Origin of the sequence: Kitasatospora sp. NPDC057692, from assembly GCF_042799475.1 — a bacterium.
In the GTDB taxonomy this organism is placed as follows: Bacteria; Actinomycetota; Actinomycetes; order Streptomycetales; family Streptomycetaceae; genus Kitasatospora.
On record NZ_JBHVIV010000017.1, the window covers coordinates 27,370 to 42,434 of the forward strand.

The following is a 15,065-nucleotide window of genomic DNA, read 5'->3' on the forward strand; positions in this document are numbered from 1 at the left end:
ACCCCGGGGCGGCCTCCCCCACGACAGCGAAGAGGTGACATGACCGGGCGCAGCGAGGAGCGGCCTCCGGGCCGCGGAGAGGTCCGTCCGGGCGCCGAGTCGCCGTCCGGCGACTGGTACGTGGCCGACACCTACGCCCAGGACCCGTACGCGGCCGACGCGTACCAGGGCGGTCCTGGCGAGCAGGACCCGTACGGGCTGCGGGCCGCCCGGCCCGCGGCGCCGCAGCAGCCGGTCGCCGCGTACGACGTGCCGCCGCAGCTGCCGCCGCACGGCGGCGACTACCCGGCACCGGTGCCGCCGACGCCGTTCTCGCCGCCGGTGCCGCCGGTGCAGCCCGGCTGGGACACCCCGGCGCAGGCCGGCTGGCACGAGAACCTGCCGCCGCAGGCCGCCGCTCCCGCGGGGCCGGCCGCCCCGCAGGGTCCGGCCGCGCCCGCCGGGGGCTGGGGCGGTCAGCCGCAGTGGCAGCCCGGCCCGGCGCACTCCGCCTGGGACTCCGAGTCCACCGAGTACGTCGGGGTGGACGGGCTGTTCGGCGGGAACCAGGTGACCGCCGAGGCGCCCCGCCCGCCGGCCCAGCAGTCCCCCGTCCAGCAGCCCCCGGCCGACCGGCCGCCCGCCGCACCGGTCCAGCCCGCCCCGGCCGCGCCGTTCCCCCCGGCCGGCGCGTACCCGGGGCAGCACGGGCCGCAGCCGCCGTACGGACCCGGCCCCGGAACCCACCCGGCCCCCCACCCGGGCGGCCACGGCGCGGACGGGCACCGTCCCTTCGTCCCGCCGATCGAGTTCGACCCGCCGCTCGCCGAGGACGAGGCCACCCTGCAGGTGGCCGCCGTGCAGCTGCCGCCCGCGGTGGAGCCGCTCGCCGACCTCGCGGCCGAGGAGCAGTCCGCCCCGGCCTCCCCCCAGGAGAGCGCCGGCCGGACGTCCGGCGGCAAGGTCGCCTCGCTGCTGAACTCCAGTGCGATCATGGCGGCCGGCACCCTGGTCTCCCGGGGCACCGGCTTCCTGCGCACCATGGTGATCGCCGGCGCGATCGGCATCGCCGTGATGGGCGACTCCTACAACGCGGCCAACACCCTGCCGACCCTGCTCTACATCCTGATCGGCGGCGGCGCGCTGAACGCCGTCTTCGTGCCGCAGCTGGTCCGCAGCATGAAGAACGACGCGGACGGCGGCACCGCCTACGCCAACCGGCTGCTCACCCTGGTGATGGTCGGCCTGGCCGGCGTGGTGCTGCTGGCCGTGGTCGGGGCGCCGCTGCTCGTCCAGCTGATCGCCCATCCGATGATGGAGACCCCGGAGCGCGCGGACACCACCGTGGCGCTGGCCCGGTACTGCCTGCCCAGCATCTTCTTCATGGGCATCCATGTGGTGATGGGCCAGATCCTCAACGCCCGCGGCCGGTTCGGCGCGATGATGTGGACCCCGGTCCTGAACAACATCGTGGTGGTCTTCACCTTCGGCGCCTACATCTGGGTGTACGGCGGCTTCGACGGCACCCACGTCACCCCGGAGACCATCACCCCCGAGGGCGTCCGACTGCTCGGCATCGGCACTCTGGTGGGCCTCGCCGTACAGGCGCTGGCGATGATCCCGTACCTGCGGGCGGCCGACTTCTCCTTCCGCCCGCGCTTCGACTGGCGCGGCCACGGCCTGGGCAAGGCGGCCCGGCTGGCCAAGTGGACGTTCTTCTTCGTGCTCGCCAACCAGGCCGGCTACCTGGTCATCACCCAGCTCGCCACCGCCGCCGGCAGCGACGCCGAGGCGGGCGGCCACGGCGGTGTCGGCCTCGCGGCCTTCTCCAACGCCCTGCTGATCTGGCAGCTCCCGCAGGCCGTCATCACCGTCTCGATCATGAGCGCGGTACTGCCCCGGCTGTCCCGCGCGGCCGCCGACGAGGACGCCGGCGCCGTGCGCGACGACCTCTCCTACGGGCTGCGCACCACGGCCGTCGCGGTCGTCCCGGCGGCGTTCCTCTTCCTCTCGCTCGGCCCGGCCATCGGTCAGTCCATCTACGCGGTGGGCGGCGGCGACACCGCCCTGGACAACGCCCGCAACGTGGGCCTGATGCTCTCCGCCTTCGCCCTCGGCCTGATCCCCTACTCGGCGCAGTACGTGATGCTCCGCGGCTTCTACGCCTACGAGGACACCCGCACGCCGTTCTCCAACACCGTCTGGGTGGCCGTCTGCCAGGCCGGCTTCTCGCTGCTCTGCTGGGTGCTGCTGCCGGCCGAGTGGACGGTCATCGGGATGGCGCTCGGCTACGGCCTCGCGTACGCCGTCGGAGTGACGGTCGCGGTGCCCAAGCTGAAGAAGAAGATCGGCGGCCTGGACACCAAGCGGATCGGCAAGACCTACTCGCGGCTCGCCACCGCCTCCGTCCCGGCCGCCCTGGTGGGCCTGGGCGTCAGCCTGGCGATCACCCGGGTGGTCGGCGGCTGGGCCGGCGCCGTGCTGACCGTCGTGGTGGCCGGCGGGCTCCAGCTGGCCGTCTTCGTGCTCATCGCGAAGCGGCTGCGGATCGAGGAACTGAACGCCATGCTGGGTATGGTGCGCGGCCGACTGGGCCGCTGACCCGGCATCGGGCCGCCGCGCACCCCGGACCGTCCCGGGCCGGGGACGGCGGCCCGATGCCGACTGCGCCACATCTCTCCACCGTCAGGCAACCGCGCGGAGCTCCCAGCGGTCGTACCCGTGGAGAACAGTGGGCACAATTGTCCTGCGAGCACCGGGGCCACCGGCCCGGGCGCTCCAACGACTCTCTCTCAGGCCCGGGGCGACACAAGGGGAGGCTGGACCACGGTGGCTGATGGCACCAAGGCGGTCGTCGACACGTCAGCAGCTGACGGAGCGGCGGACGAGGCCGCGCTGGCCGCGGCAATCGACGAACTCGCCGACGGCACGGCCCGGGCCACCGGGGCCGACGCGCCGGCGAAGGAGCGCCCCGCCGCCCGGAAGGGCCCGGACGCCGCGGACGACACCGGGGACGACACCGCCGCGGAGGACGACACCGGGGACGGGCCCTCCACCGGGGGCGCCGCCGAGGACGACGGCGAGGACGACGGCGACGGCGACGAGCCGGCTGCGGCCACCCCGGCCGGGAGCGAGGAGACCTCGGAGATCACCGCCCCGCTGTCGGCCTCCGAGATCGCCGCCGAACTGGCCGCCGGCGACGCCGCCCGCCGGGCCGCGGCCGCCGCCGAGGCCGCCGCGAAGACCGCCGGGAAGGCCGACCCCGCCGCCGCCGAGCGCCCGCCCCGGGACCCGCAGCCCACCCACGACCCCCGGGAAACCGCCACCCTGCCGCAGACCCTGCCCGCCCCGCTGCGGCACAGCGGCGACCTCATCGGCCACCGCTACCGGCTGGAGGAGTGCATCTCCTCCACCGAGACCTTCAGCAGCTGGCGCGCGGTCGACGAGAAGCTCCGCCGCGCCGTCGGCGTCCACCTGATGGCCGCCGGCCACCAGCGCGCCCGCCAGGTCCTGGCCGCCGCCAAGTCGGCGGCCCTGCTCGGCGACCCGCGCTTCGTCCAGGTCCTGGACGCCGTCCAGGAGGGCGAGCTGGTCTACGTCGTGCGCGAGTGGCTGCCGCACGCCTCCGACCTCGCCAAGCTGCTCGCCGACGGGCCGATGGAGCCGCACGAGGCGTACCAGATGGTCCGCCAGGTCAGCGACGCGGTGGCCGCCGCCCACCGGCGCGGCCAGGCCCACCTGCGGCTCACCCCGCGCTGCGTGCTGCGCACCGACAGCGGCCAGTACCGGATCAACGGCATCGCGGTGGACGCCGCCCTGCGCGGCCTGCCCGCCGAGGACACCGACGAGGACGCCGAGCGCACCGACACCCGGGCCATCGGTGCCCTGCTGTTCGCCGCGCTCACCCACCGCTGGCCCTTCCCCGAGGACCGCTACGACCTCCAGGGCCTGCCCAGGAACGTCGGCGCGATGGCACCGGACCAGGTCCGGGCCGGGGTCCACAAGGGCCTGTCCGACCTCGCCGCCCGCGCCCTGTTCGACCACCCGCCGCACCACGCCGAGCCGATCACCACCCCCGAGGCGCTCGTCGGGGCGATCGCGCTGATGCCGCGCATCCGCCAGCCCGAACCCGAGCTGCCGGTCTTCACCAGCCCGCCGCGGCACAACACCCACGCCCTGCCGACCGCGCCCAACCCGACCCGGGTGGTCGCCGCCCCCGGCACCGGCCCCACCCCCGTGGCGGCCCCGGTGCGGCGCGCCGGACGGCGGCTGCGCCGGGTGGTCAAGGTGACCGCGTGGACGGTCGCCCTCGGCGCCATCGGCGCGGCCTCCTGGCAACTGGTCGACTACCTTCGCCCGGGGAGCTCCGCCGTCGCGGCCCCCCAGCCCAGCGGCACCTCCGCCGCGCCCACCAGCCACACGGCGACCCACGACCCGGTGGCGATCCCGGTCGCGCAGGCGATCTCCTTCAACCCGCTGGGCGACGGTCCGGAGGGCACGTCCGTCCTGGACAAGGCCACCGACGGCGACCCGAACAGCGAGTGGGTCACCAGCTGGTACAGCGACGCCTTCGGTCCGAAGGCCAAGGAGGGCACCGGCCTGCTGCTCGACCTGGGGGCGCCGCAGCCGGTCTCCAGCGTGAGCATCAAACTCGGCACCCCCGCCACGGTCGAGCTGCGGATGCCCGGCAAGGGCGTCGGCAACCCCCCGGCGGCCAAGCCGAAGGACTACAACGTCCTCGGCAAGGAGTCCGGCACCAACCTCTCCTACAAGCTGGACAGCCCGGTCACCACCCGCTACCTCTTGATCTGGATGACCAGCCTGTCCAAGAATCCTGAGGGCATGGCGCACGCGGGCCAGTACCAGGGCCACATCGCCGACGTGAAGGTCTTCGGCTGACCCGCGGGCTGCGGCGGCGGGGCGCGGACGGCGAGGGGTGGACGTGGCGGAGGACGGACCGGAGCGCGGCGACGACGCGGCGCTCCTCGCCCGGCACGTCGCGGGCGACCGGGAGGCCTTCGGCCTCCTGGTGAACCGCCACCGCGACCGGCTCTGGGCCGTCGCCCTGCGCACCCTCGGCGACCGCGAGGAGGCCGCCGACGCCCTGCAGGACGCCCTGGTCTCCGCCTTCCGCTCCGCCCACACCTTCCAGGGCCGCGCGGCCGTCACCACCTGGCTGCACCGGATCGTGGTGAACGCCTGCCTGGACCGTGCCCGGCGCACCGCCACCCGCCGGACCAGGCCGCTCGACGACGACCCGCAGCGGCTGGACGCCCTGGTCGGCTCCGCCGAGCCCGCCGACTCCCCGGTGGTCCGCGCCGAGGTGCACCGCGAGCTCTCCGCCGCGCTCGCCGAGCTGCCCGTCGAACAGCGGGCCGCGCTCGTCCTGGTCGACATGCAGGGCTACCCCGTCGCCGAGGCCGCCGTACTCCTGGGGGTGCCGGTCGGCACCGTGAAGAGCCGCTGCGCCCGCGGCCGGGCCCGGCTGCTGCCGCTCGTCCGGCACCTGCGCGAGGAGCGCGCGGAGACGGACCCGGGGGCTCCGGCGGCCGGTGTTTCACGTGAAACAGCGCCCGCGCCCGACGCCGCCCCTCCGCCCGGGAACCCACCCGGGCCCCGTACCGTCACAGGGACAGTCCCGGATCCGACCCGGCCCCTTCTGGAAGGAGACGCGAGCACGCGATGACGGCGCCCCTCTCCTCCCCCGACCCCGCCGCGGGCGCGCACCCCGAGGTCGACGAGCTGGCCGACCTCGCCGAGGACCTGCTCCCGCCCGCCCAGGCCGACGCGCTGCGCCGGCACCTGACCGACTGCGCCGAGTGCCGGGAGACCGTCGACGCGCTCGCCGGGGTGCGGACGCTGCTCGGCGAGGCCGGGCTCCCGCCGATGCCGGCCGATGTCGCCGCCCGGATCGACGCCGCCCTCGCCGACGAGGCCCTCGCGGCCGCCGAGGCCGAGGCCGCGGAGCCGCCCGTCCCGGCCCCGCCGACCGTACGGCCGACCACACTGCCGACCACCCGGACCGAGGACCCGCGCGCCGGCCGACCGGTCGCACCGCCCGCCGCTCCGCCCGCCCGGCCGGCCGCCGCCACCGGACCGGGCCGCAGCGCCCGCCCCCGGCGCCGTCGGACCCTGCTGCTGGGCTCGGCCGCCGCGCTGCTCGTCCTCGGCCTCGGCGGGGCCTTCCTGGCCCTGCCCGACGCCGCCCCGAAGCAGGACAGCAGTACCGCCGCCAACGCGCCCGCCCCCGGCGGCACGGCCGCCGCCAGGGCCGACCGGACCCCCGGCGGCACCGTCTACCGGGAGGAGCAGCTCGCCGCCCAGGTCCGGGACCTGCTCGCCGGGACCGACGCCGGCCGCCCCGTCCTGCCCGCCAAGCCGTCCCCCGGCGCCGGGGCCGGTAGCGGCGCCGGCCCCTCGGACGGCTCCGACCCGACCGCCGCACCGCCCGCCGAGGAGGGCCAGGGCCTCACCGGCGGCGGCCGATCCGCCCCGGCCTGCCCGCCCCCCAGCACCGCCGCCCTGCTGGCCACCGGCCGCGGCAGTTACGCCGGGTCCCCCGCCGAGCTGCTCGTCTACGCCCTGCCCGGCCGACCCGACCAGCTCGACGTCTACCTCCGCGCCCCCGGTTGCGAACTCCTGCTGCACCGCACCCTCCCGGCCGACTGACCGATGGTTCCCGTGCGATCCATGCCGACGGCCGCACGACACTCCCAGAGTGCGGGCGCCTGGTACTGATCCTCCTGGGAATGCGAGACACTGGTCAGTCGTTGTCCCGGGCGGCGGAGCAGGACCGCCCTCCCCGCACCAAACGCGGGTCGCGATGCGAACCAGGAGATGCAGTGAGCGACGTCCGTAACGTGATCATCATCGGTTCCGGCCCGGCCGGTTACACGGCTGCGCTCTACACGGCCCGTGCCTCCCTCAATCCGCTGGTCTTCGAGGGCGCCGTCACCGCCGGTGGCGCGCTCATGAACACCACCGAGGTCGAGAACTTCCCCGGCTTCCGGGACGGCATCATGGGCCCCGAGCTGATGGACAACATGCGGGCGCAGGCCGAGCGCTTCGGCGCCGAGCTGATCCCCGACGACATCGTGGCCGTGGACCTCACCGGTGACGTCAAGACCGTCACCGACTCCGAGGGCAACGTCCACAAGGCCCGCGCCGTGATCGTCACCACCGGCTCCCAGCACCGCAAGCTGGGCCTGCCGAACGAGGACCAGCTCTCCGGCCGCGGCGTCTCCTGGTGCGCGACCTGCGACGGCTTCTTCTTCCGCGACCAGGACATCGCGGTGGTCGGCGGCGGCGACACCGCCCTGGAGGAGGCGACCTTCCTCTCCCGCTTCGCCCGCAGCGTCAAGGTCATCCACCGCCGGGACACCCTGCGCGCCTCCAAGGCGATGCAGGAGCGCGCCTTCGCCGACGAGAAGATCAGCTTCGAGTGGGACAGCGCGGTCGAGGCGATCCACGGCGACCCGAAGCTGAGCGGTGTGACCCTGCGCGACACCACCACCGGCGAGACCCGCGAGCTCCCGGTCACCGGCCTGTTCATCGCCATCGGCCACGACCCGCGCACCGAGCTCTTCAAGGGCCAGCTGGACCTCGACGCCGAGGGCTACCTCAAGGTCGAGGCCCCCTCCACCCGCACCAACATCCCGGGTGTCTTCGCCGCCGGCGACGTCGTCGACCACACCTACCGCCAGGCCATCACCGCCTCCGGCACCGGCTGCTCCGCCGCCCTGGACGCCGAGCGCTACCTGGCCTCGCTGGCCGACCTGGAGGCCCAGGCCGCCACCGTCGCGGTCTGACCCCACCGACCCCACCGTCCGGGTGCGTGTGTTCCACGTGAAACACGCCCACCCCGCCGGGCCGAAACAGAACCGCCCCGCGCGGTGTTGTAGACCTGGCAGAGCCCCCCTCCCGCTTGACCCCTAGGAGTGATCGTGGCCGGCGCCACCACCACCGTGACCGACGCGACGTTCGATGCCGACGTCATCAAGAGCGACAAGCCCGTCCTCGTCGACTTCTGGGCCGAATGGTGCGGCCCGTGCCGCCAGGTGGCCCCGGTCCTGGAGGAGATCGCGGCCGACGAGAGCGACAAGCTCACCATCGCCAAGCTCGACGTCGACGCCAACCAGCAGACCGCTGCGGCGTACAACGTCATCTCCATCCCGACCCTGATCCTCTTCAAGAACGGCGAGCCGGTGAAGCAGATCACCGGTGCCCGTCCGAAGGCCGCGCTGCTGCGCGAGCTGGACGGCCTGATCTGAGGCCGCTCCCCCCCAGGACGCCGCGAGGGCGGGACTCCCCACCGGGGGTCCCGCCCTCGTTCGTCGCCGCCCCGTCCGGGATCGGCCTCGCTCGGAGCCGGCCCCGCTCGGAGCCGCCCCGCTCAGAACGGCCGCAGTGCCGGTTCCTTCCGCCCGCCGCCCAGCAGCCGCTCCAGCGCCCCCTCGACGTCCCCCCGCCAGGAGAGCGTGTTCCGCGCCTCCAGCCGCAGCCGCGGGTAGCGGTGGTGCGGGCGGACCGTCTTGAAGCCCACCGCCAGCAGGTGCTCGGCCGGCAGCACACAGCTGACCGGCTGCCGACCGACCGCTCCGAACGCCTCGATCGCCCGGAACCCCCGGCCCATCAGATCCTTGGCCACCGTCTGCACCAGCACCCGTCCGATCCCCTGCCGCTGGAAGCCCGGCAGCACCCGGCTGACCATCAGCTGAACGGCGTCCGAGGCGACCGGGCTGGTCGGGAAGGACTGCGAGCGCGGCACATAGGCGGGCGGGGCGTACAGCACGAAGCCGGCCGGCCGGTCGTCCACGTAGACCACCCGCCCGCAGGAGCCCCACTCCAGCAGGACGGCGGAGATCCACCCCTCCTTCTCCAGCTCGGGCTTGCCGGACTCGACCGCCGCCCGGCCGCTGACCGGGTCCAGCTCCCAGAAGACGCAGGACCGGCAGGTCGACGGCAGATCCGCGAGGTTGTCCAGCGTCAGCGGAACGATCCGGCGTCCTCCCATGCCCCGCACCTCCTCGTCCACTCCACAGTCGAGCATTCCCCCCCGAACGCCGACGGGTGCATGTTTCACGTGAAACAGCGCTCACGCGGAACATGCACCCATCGCCACCGGCCTGTAGGCCCGGCTCAGCCCTGCGACAGCCGCAGCCCGTCGTCGCCGGGCGCCATGCTGTCCAGGATCCGGTTGAGGTCCTCCACCGAGCCGAACTCCAGGACGACCTTGCCCTTGCCGAGCCTGCCGCCCCGCTGCGAGACCTCGACCTTCACCCGGGTGTCGAAGCGGTCGGAGAGCCGGCTCGCCAGGTCGTTGAAGGCCGGCGAGAGGATCTTCCCCGCCTTGGGCGACTGGCGCTTGGGCTTGGGCTCCTCACCGTTCATCACGGTGACGAGCTCCTCGGTCATCCGGACGGTGAGCGCCTCCGCGATCACCCGGGCGGCGAGCTCCTCCTGCCGCCCGGCGTCCGCGAGCCCGAGGATCGCCCGGCCGTGCCCGGCCGTGATCGTCCCGGCGGCCAGTCGGCGCTGCACCCCCGGCGAGAGCTTCAGCATCCGCAGGGTGTTGGACACGTGCGAACGGGAGCGGCCGATCCGGTCGGCCAGCTCCTCGTGGGTGCAGGAGAAGTCCCGCAGCAGCTGGTCGTAGGCGGCCGCCTCCTCCAGCGCGTTCAGCTCGGCCCGGTGCAGGTTCTCCAGCAGGGCGTCCAGCAGCAGCTTGTCGTCCTCGGTGGCCCGGACGATCGCCGGAATCTGCTCCAGCCCGGCCTCCCGGGAGGCCCGCCAGCGCCGCTCGCCCATGATGAGCTCGAAGCGCCCGGGCGTCGTCTGGCGCACCACCACCGGCTGGAGCAGGCCCACCTCCTTGATCGAGGTGACCAGCTCGGCCAGCTTGTCCTCGTCGAACACCTCGCGCGGCTGGCGAGGGTTCGGGGTGATCGCGTCCAGCGGCAGCTCGGCGAAGTAGGCGCCGGCCACCGGCGCGGGCTGTGCCTCGGCGGCCTGCTCCCGCAGGCTCTCCGCGGCCGCCTTCGCCGCCAGCGTGCCCCGGCCGGACGGCAGCACCGGCACCGCGGCCGGCGAGACCGCCCCGGGCGAGACCGCCGGGACCGCCGCCGGCTGTGCCGCGGCGCCGGTTCCGGCTCCGCCACCCGCCGGGGCGGCGGGGCCGATCAGCGCCCCGAGCCCTCGTCCCAGACCCCTGCGACCACCACTCACCGATTGCCCTCCGTCGTACCGTGCTGTGCCCCCGGGGCGCCCTGCCCCGAACCGTCCCGCTGCTGCCCCACCAACGAGCCTCCGGCCCCTGCGGACACCGCCCGCAGCGCCAGTTCCCGTGCGGCCTCCAGGTAGGAGAGCGCACCGGTGGAGCCCGGGTCGTAGGTGAGCACCGTCTGACCGTAGCTGGGCGCCTCCGAGATGCGGACCGAGCGGGGGATCGCGGTGTGCAGGACCTCCTGCTGGAAGTGCGTCCGGACCTCCTCGGCCACCTGGGCGGCCAGCCTGGTCCGGGCGTCGTACATGGTGAGCAGGATGGTGGAGACGTGCAGTGCCTGGTTGAGGTGCGCCCGGACCAGCTCGACGTTGCGCAGCAGCTGGCCGAGGCCCTCCAGCGCGTAGTACTCGCACTGGATCGGGATCAGCACCTCCTGGCCGGCGACCAGGGCATTGACCGTCAACAGGCCCAGCGAGGGCGGACAGTCGATGAGGATGTAGTCCAGCGGCTGCTCGTAGGCGGCGATCGCACGCTGCAGCCGACTCTCCCGGGCCACCAGCGACACCAGCTCGATCTCGGCGCCGGCCAGGTCGATCGTGGCGGGGACGCAGAACAGCCCCTCGACCTCGACCACCGGCTGCACCACGTCGGCGAGCGGCTTGCCCTCCACCAGGACGTCGTAGATCGAGGGCACCTCGGCGTGGTGGTCGATGCCGAGCGCGGTCGAGGCGTTGCCCTGCGGGTCGAGGTCGATCACCAGCACGCGCAGGCCGTGCATGGCCAGTGAGGCGGCGAGGTTGACGGTGGTGGTGGTCTTGCCCACCCCGCCCTTCTGGTTGGCCACCACCATCACCCGGGTGCTCGCGGGGCGGGGCAGTCCCTCGCCCGCTCGGCCGATGGCCTGGACCGCAGCCTGGGCAGCACGCGCGATGGGCGTGTCATCGATCTGGTCGATGGTCTCCGAGTCCTGCATGGGGCTCAGTGTTTCACGTGAAACCGGAGCGGCAACAGTCGCCGCCCGGCTGCGCGCGAGGATTCCCGAGAGGAGAGAGCGACGTTTCACGTGAAACACCATGCCCGCAATGTCGGAATTCTGACGATGCGACACTCCGGTGGTCCGATGTCGTCCTGTGGTCCCCCCGTCCGTCACCCGAACGCCGCCGGGGGTCGCCGGGGGGCCGAGAACGACGCGGGCGGGGCGGTCGAAGGACCACCCCGCCCGTGTCGGGCCTCACATCCGGCTCAGCGGCCGCGCCGCCGAGGGGTCCGGCCGCGGTCGCCGCCGCGCACCGGTCCGGCGGCCCGGCCGGCCCTGGCCGCGGCCTTGGCCCGGCGGGTCGCCGCCTTCACCCCGCCCGGGCTCTCCCCCACCTTGACCTGGACCACCCGGGTCGAGGTCTCCAGGGTGCCCTCGCCGACCGCGATCACCGACCACTCCACCGCACCGAGCTTCGCCAGTCCGGCCCGGGAGTCGGCCAGCTCCTGCTCGGCGCTGTCGCCCTTGAGCGCCAGCATCTGGCCGTGCGGCCGCAGCAGCGGCAGCCCCCAGCCGGCCAGCCGCTCCATCGGCGCCACCGCACGCGCGGTCACCACGTCCACCGCCAGCTTGCCGACCATCTCCTCGGCGCGGCCGCGGAGCACCGTGACGTTCTCCAGCCCCAGCTCGCGGACCACCTCCTCCAGGAAGGTGGTGCGTCGCAGCAGCGGCTCCAGCAGGGTCACCGAGACGTCCGGCCGGGCCAGCGCCACCGGGATGCCGGGCAGACCGGCCCCGGAGCCGACGTCGCAGAGGGTCGTCCCGGCGGGCAGCAGCTCGGCCAGCACGGCGCAGTTCAGCACGTGCCGGTCCCAGAGCCGGGGCACCTCGCGCGGGCCGATCAGCCCCCGGGTCACCCCCGAGGTGGCCAGCAGCTCGGTGTAGCGGACCGCGGCGTCGAACCGGTCGCCGAAGACCTCCCGGGCCACGGCCGGCGGCGCGGGCGGCGGCTCGACCGCCGGACGGCCGCCGGCCGCCACACCCTCGGTACCCGGACCACCGGCGCCCGTCTCCGGCCCTCCGGCCGGCGCGCTCTCCGTGTCCATCTCGAACTCTCCGCTCCCCGGATCCACCGACCCGCTCCTGCACCGTTTCACGTGAAACATCTCTCGCGGGGCCACCGCCCGCGAAGGGACGACGACCCCGCCCGCGCGTGGCGGACGGGGTCGGGTCCTCGTGTCGCATACCGACCGCCGAAGCCGTCGGCGGTCACCCTGCCGTCAGGCCGGCAGGACGACCACGCACCGCTGGGGCTCCTCGCCCTCCGACTCGCTGCGCAGACCGGCCGCGGCCACCGCGTCATGGACGACCTTGCGCTCGAACGGGGTCATCGGGCGCAGCTTGACCTGCTCCCCCGAGCTCTTCACCTGATCGGCGGCCTGGGCGCCGAGGGCGGCCAGCTCCGAGCGCTTGCGCGCCCGGAAGCCGGCGATGTCCAGCATGAGGCGGCTGCGCTCGCCGGTCTCCCGGTGGACGGCCAACCGGGTCAGCTCCTGCAGCGCCTCCAGCACCTCGCCGTCCTGGCCGACCAGCCGCTGCAGCGAGCGGTCGTTGCCGTCGCCGACGATGGAGACCAGGGCGCGGTCGCCCTCGACGTCCATGTCGATGTCACCGTCGAGGTCGGCGATGTCGAGCAGACCCTCCAGGTAGTCCGCCGCGATATCGCCCTCCTGCTCCAGGCGGGAGACGAGGCTTTCGTCGGCGCCGGCCTCGGCCTCGGCCTCGACGGCGGAGGTGATGCCTTCCGTCACTGATGGACTCCTTCGGAGATGGGCCCGGGTGGTGGGCCGGTAACGAGGTTCAGGGGGCCGCGGGAACGATCCGGAGCGGACCGGTCACTTCTTCTTCGGCCGCTGACCGCCGCCGCGCTTGGGCTGCTGCCGGCCGCTCTGCTGACGGGCCGCACCCGGCTTGGCGCCGGCGGGACGGGCCGCGGTCTGCTTGGCCGCACCGGTACCGGCGGACGCCGCGGACGTCCCGGTGGCGCCGCTGTCGGCGGGCTCCGCCGGAACCGCGTCGGCGGGCTGATCGGCCGGGGCGTCCTTGGTCAGGCCGACCGGCTGGGCGCCGCCGTGCTGGCGCTGCGACTTGCTCTGCTTCCGCGGCTGCTGCCGGCGCACCTGCACCGACTCCTCGACCACGGCCTCCGCGCTGACGGCCGACTTCTTCGCCGGGAGCAGGCCGAACAGCGGGCCCTTGATGACCGAGCCGTCCGGGTTCAGCCGGCCGGCCTTCTTCAGGCGGGCCTGGCGCTCGTCCCAGGCCTTGCTGCCCGGCGTCGGGTTGTTGCGGATGACGATCAGCTGCTGGCCCATCGACCAGACGTTGGTGGTCAGCCAGTAGACCAGGACACCGACCGGGAAGTTGATGCCCATCACGGCGAACATGATCGGGAAGACGTACATCAGCATCTTCTGCTGCTGCATGAACGGCGTCTTCACGGTGAGGTCGACGTTCTTCGTCATCAGCTGGCGCTGGGTGACGAACTGCGACAGCGACATCATGATGATCATCACCGCGACGACGATCTTGACGCTGACGTCGCTGCTGCCGACGAAGGTCGCCGAGAGCGGGGCACCGAAGATGTGGGCCTGCTGGGCGCTGTCGAGCAGGGTGCCGTCGATCACGCCGATCGGCTTGCCGTCGGCGACCTTGGCCAGCACGCCGTAGAGCGCGGTGAAGAACGGCGCCTGCACGAGGATGGGAAGGCAGCTGGAGAACGGGTTGGTACCCGCCTCCTTGTACAGCTTCATCATCTCTTCGGACTGGCGCTGGCGGTCGTTCTTGTACCGCTCCTGGATGGCCTTCATCTTCGGCTGGATCGCCTGCATGGCCCGGGTCGCCTTGATCTGCTTCACGAAGAGCGGGATCAGGCAGATCCGGATGACGACCACCATCGAGGCGATGGCCAGACCCCAGGCCCAGCCACCGTTCGGGTCGAAGACGTGGCTGTACAGCGAGTGGAACTGGACGATGATCCAGGACACCGCTGTGTACAGGGGGTTGAGGAACGAGAAGGTCACCGGTCAGGCTCCTTGGACATTGGGATTGGCCCCATGGGGCCAATGGTCGCCGGGCCCTCGGGGTCCGGACCGGCGGGGGGCATGATCACCGGCTGATCGGCGGCGGACCGGCCCTTCAGCCGGTCCCGCAGCCGGCGGTGCCACACCGGATGCTTGCGCGGCGGGACATGGTCGACCCCGCCGGGAGTCCACGGATTGCAGCGCAGGATGCGCCACACGGTCAGCGCGCCGCCCTTCACCGCCCCGTGCGTCCGCACGGCCTCGAAGCCGTAGTGGGAGCAGGACGGGTAGTAGCGGCACACCGGACCGAGCAGTGGGCTGATGGTCCACTGGTAGACCCTGATCAGACCCATTAGCAGGTACTTCATCGCCCTGCTCCCGTCGGCGCCGAGGCGGCGTGCTCGACCTTGAGCAGCCGCTTGAGCGCCGCGTCCAGGTCGCGTTCGAGTTCCTGGTACGAGGCGGACGCGGCCGGGGGCAGCGCACGCACCACTATCAGGCTACCGGCGGGCAGCCGGGACAGACGATCACGCACAAGGTGGCGCAACCGGCGCTTGACCAGGTTGCGCGTGACCGCCGGGCCGACGGCCTTGCTCACGACGAAACCCGCACGCGCCGAAGGAGTCCCCTCGGCGACGTGCGGGCGGGTGTCGCTGGTCCGGTCGGTGCGGCCCCCGGGGGCGTCCTCTCTGGCGAGATGGACGACCAGCAGGGGCCTACCGGCCCGGCGACCGCGTTTCACCGCGGTCGCGAAGTCCTGGCGCCGCCGCAGCCGATTCTCGGAGGGCAGCACAACAGACTCTGG

14 protein-coding genes are annotated in these 15,065 nt (G+C 73.8%); 6 read left to right on the plus strand and 8 right to left on the minus strand.

Going from position 1 to position 15,065, the window contains the following annotated elements; translation table 11 throughout:
- The first annotated feature begins 39 nt into the window (after positions 1 to 39).
- From murJ to trxA, 6 genes are all read left to right on the plus strand, one after another.
- Complete coding sequence (murJ, locus tag ACFVFS_RS12760; protein ID WP_380623202.1) at positions 40 to 2,580, plus strand: murein biosynthesis integral membrane protein MurJ; 2,541 nt, start codon at positions 40 to 42, stop codon at positions 2,578 to 2,580.
- A gap of 228 nt (positions 2,581 to 2,808) precedes the next feature.
- Complete coding sequence (locus tag ACFVFS_RS12765) at positions 2,809 to 4,878, plus strand: serine/threonine protein kinase (RefSeq protein ID WP_380623204.1); 2,070 nt, start codon at positions 2,809 to 2,811, stop codon at positions 4,876 to 4,878.
- A gap of 37 nt (positions 4,879 to 4,915) precedes the next feature.
- A complete protein-coding gene (gene sigM, locus ACFVFS_RS12770) occupies positions 4,916 to 5,665 on the plus strand; it encodes an RNA polymerase sigma factor SigM (RefSeq protein WP_380623206.1) in 750 nt (249 codons plus the stop codon).
- On the plus strand, positions 5,662 to 6,648 hold the full coding sequence (locus ACFVFS_RS12775) for an anti-sigma factor family protein (protein WP_380623208.1): 987 nt from the start codon (positions 5,662 to 5,664) through the stop codon (positions 6,646 to 6,648). The genes sigM and ACFVFS_RS12775 overlap by 4 nt, the downstream gene beginning before the upstream one ends.
- 173 nt (positions 6,649 to 6,821) lie before the next feature.
- Entirely contained in the window at positions 6,822 to 7,787 is a 966-nt protein-coding gene (gene trxB, locus ACFVFS_RS12780; protein ID WP_380623210.1) for a thioredoxin-disulfide reductase, read from the plus strand.
- 135 nt (positions 7,788 to 7,922) lie between these two features.
- Positions 7,923 to 8,249: a thioredoxin gene (gene trxA, locus ACFVFS_RS12785; RefSeq protein ID WP_376086399.1), complete on the plus strand. Its 327-nt coding sequence runs from the start codon at positions 7,923 to 7,925 to the stop codon at positions 8,247 to 8,249.
- Positions 8,250 to 8,371: 122 nt separating this feature from the next.
- On the opposite strand, the gene ACFVFS_RS12790 is transcribed toward trxA, so the two are convergent.
- The 8 genes from ACFVFS_RS12790 to rnpA all read right to left on the minus strand — a co-directional run bounded on the left by ACFVFS_RS12790 (position 8,372) and on the right by rnpA (position 15,053).
- Entirely contained in the window at positions 8,372 to 8,992 is a 621-nt protein-coding gene (locus ACFVFS_RS12790) for a GNAT family N-acetyltransferase (RefSeq protein ID WP_380623212.1), read from the minus strand.
- A 125-nt stretch (positions 8,993 to 9,117) separates the two neighbouring features.
- The gene (locus ACFVFS_RS12795) at positions 9,118 to 10,203 is read right to left on the minus strand and encodes a ParB/RepB/Spo0J family partition protein (RefSeq protein WP_380623214.1); all 1,086 of its coding nucleotides are present in this window, start codon (positions 10,201 to 10,203) and stop codon (positions 9,118 to 9,120) included.
- Entirely contained in the window at positions 10,200 to 11,174 is a 975-nt protein-coding gene (locus ACFVFS_RS12800; protein WP_380623216.1) for a ParA family protein, read from the minus strand. Before ACFVFS_RS12800 ends, ACFVFS_RS12795 begins: the two co-directional genes overlap by 4 nt.
- Before the next feature lie 269 nt (positions 11,175 to 11,443).
- Positions 11,444 to 12,283, minus strand: coding sequence for a 16S rRNA (guanine(527)-N(7))-methyltransferase RsmG (gene rsmG, locus ACFVFS_RS12805; RefSeq protein ID WP_380623218.1), 840 nt, complete (start codon positions 12,281 to 12,283; stop codon positions 11,444 to 11,446).
- 174 nt (positions 12,284 to 12,457) lie between these two features.
- Positions 12,458 to 12,988 carry a protein jag gene (locus ACFVFS_RS12810; RefSeq protein WP_380623220.1) on the minus strand — a complete coding sequence of 177 codons (531 nt, stop codon included), beginning with the start codon at positions 12,986 to 12,988 and terminating at the stop codon, positions 12,458 to 12,460.
- Between the two features lie 84 nt (positions 12,989 to 13,072).
- A complete protein-coding gene (yidC, locus tag ACFVFS_RS12815) occupies positions 13,073 to 14,260 on the minus strand; it encodes a membrane protein insertase YidC (protein WP_380623222.1) in 1,188 nt (395 codons plus the stop codon).
- Positions 14,257 to 14,628 carry a membrane protein insertion efficiency factor YidD gene (yidD, locus tag ACFVFS_RS12820; RefSeq protein WP_376086406.1) on the minus strand — a complete coding sequence of 124 codons (372 nt, stop codon included), beginning with the start codon at positions 14,626 to 14,628 and terminating at the stop codon, positions 14,257 to 14,259. Before yidD ends, yidC begins: the two co-directional genes overlap by 4 nt.
- Positions 14,625 to 15,053 carry a ribonuclease P protein component gene (gene rnpA, locus ACFVFS_RS12825; RefSeq protein ID WP_380623224.1) on the minus strand — a complete coding sequence of 143 codons (429 nt, stop codon included), beginning with the start codon at positions 15,051 to 15,053 and terminating at the stop codon, positions 14,625 to 14,627. Before rnpA ends, yidD begins: the two co-directional genes overlap by 4 nt.
- Between the last annotated feature and the right edge of the window lie 12 nt (positions 15,054 to 15,065).

Coding starts and splice junctions, on each gene's coding strand:
- murJ (WP_380623202.1), top strand. CDS start 40: ATGACCGGGCGCAGCGAGGAGCGGCCTCCGGGCCGCGGAGAGGTCCGT.
- ACFVFS_RS12775 (WP_380623208.1), top strand. CDS start 5,662: ATGACGGCGCCCCTCTCCTCCCCCGACCCCGCCGCGGGCGCGCACCCC.
- ACFVFS_RS12790 (WP_380623212.1), bottom strand. CDS start 8,992: ATGGGAGGACGCCGGATCGTTCCGCTGACGCTGGACAACCTCGCGGAT.
- ACFVFS_RS12800 (WP_380623216.1), bottom strand. CDS start 11,174: ATGCAGGACTCGGAGACCATCGACCAGATCGATGACACGCCCATCGCG.
- rsmG (WP_380623218.1), bottom strand. CDS start 12,283: ATGGACACGGAGAGCGCGCCGGCCGGAGGGCCGGAGACGGGCGCCGGT.
- yidD (WP_376086406.1), bottom strand. CDS start 14,628: ATGAAGTACCTGCTAATGGGTCTGATCAGGGTCTACCAGTGGACCATC.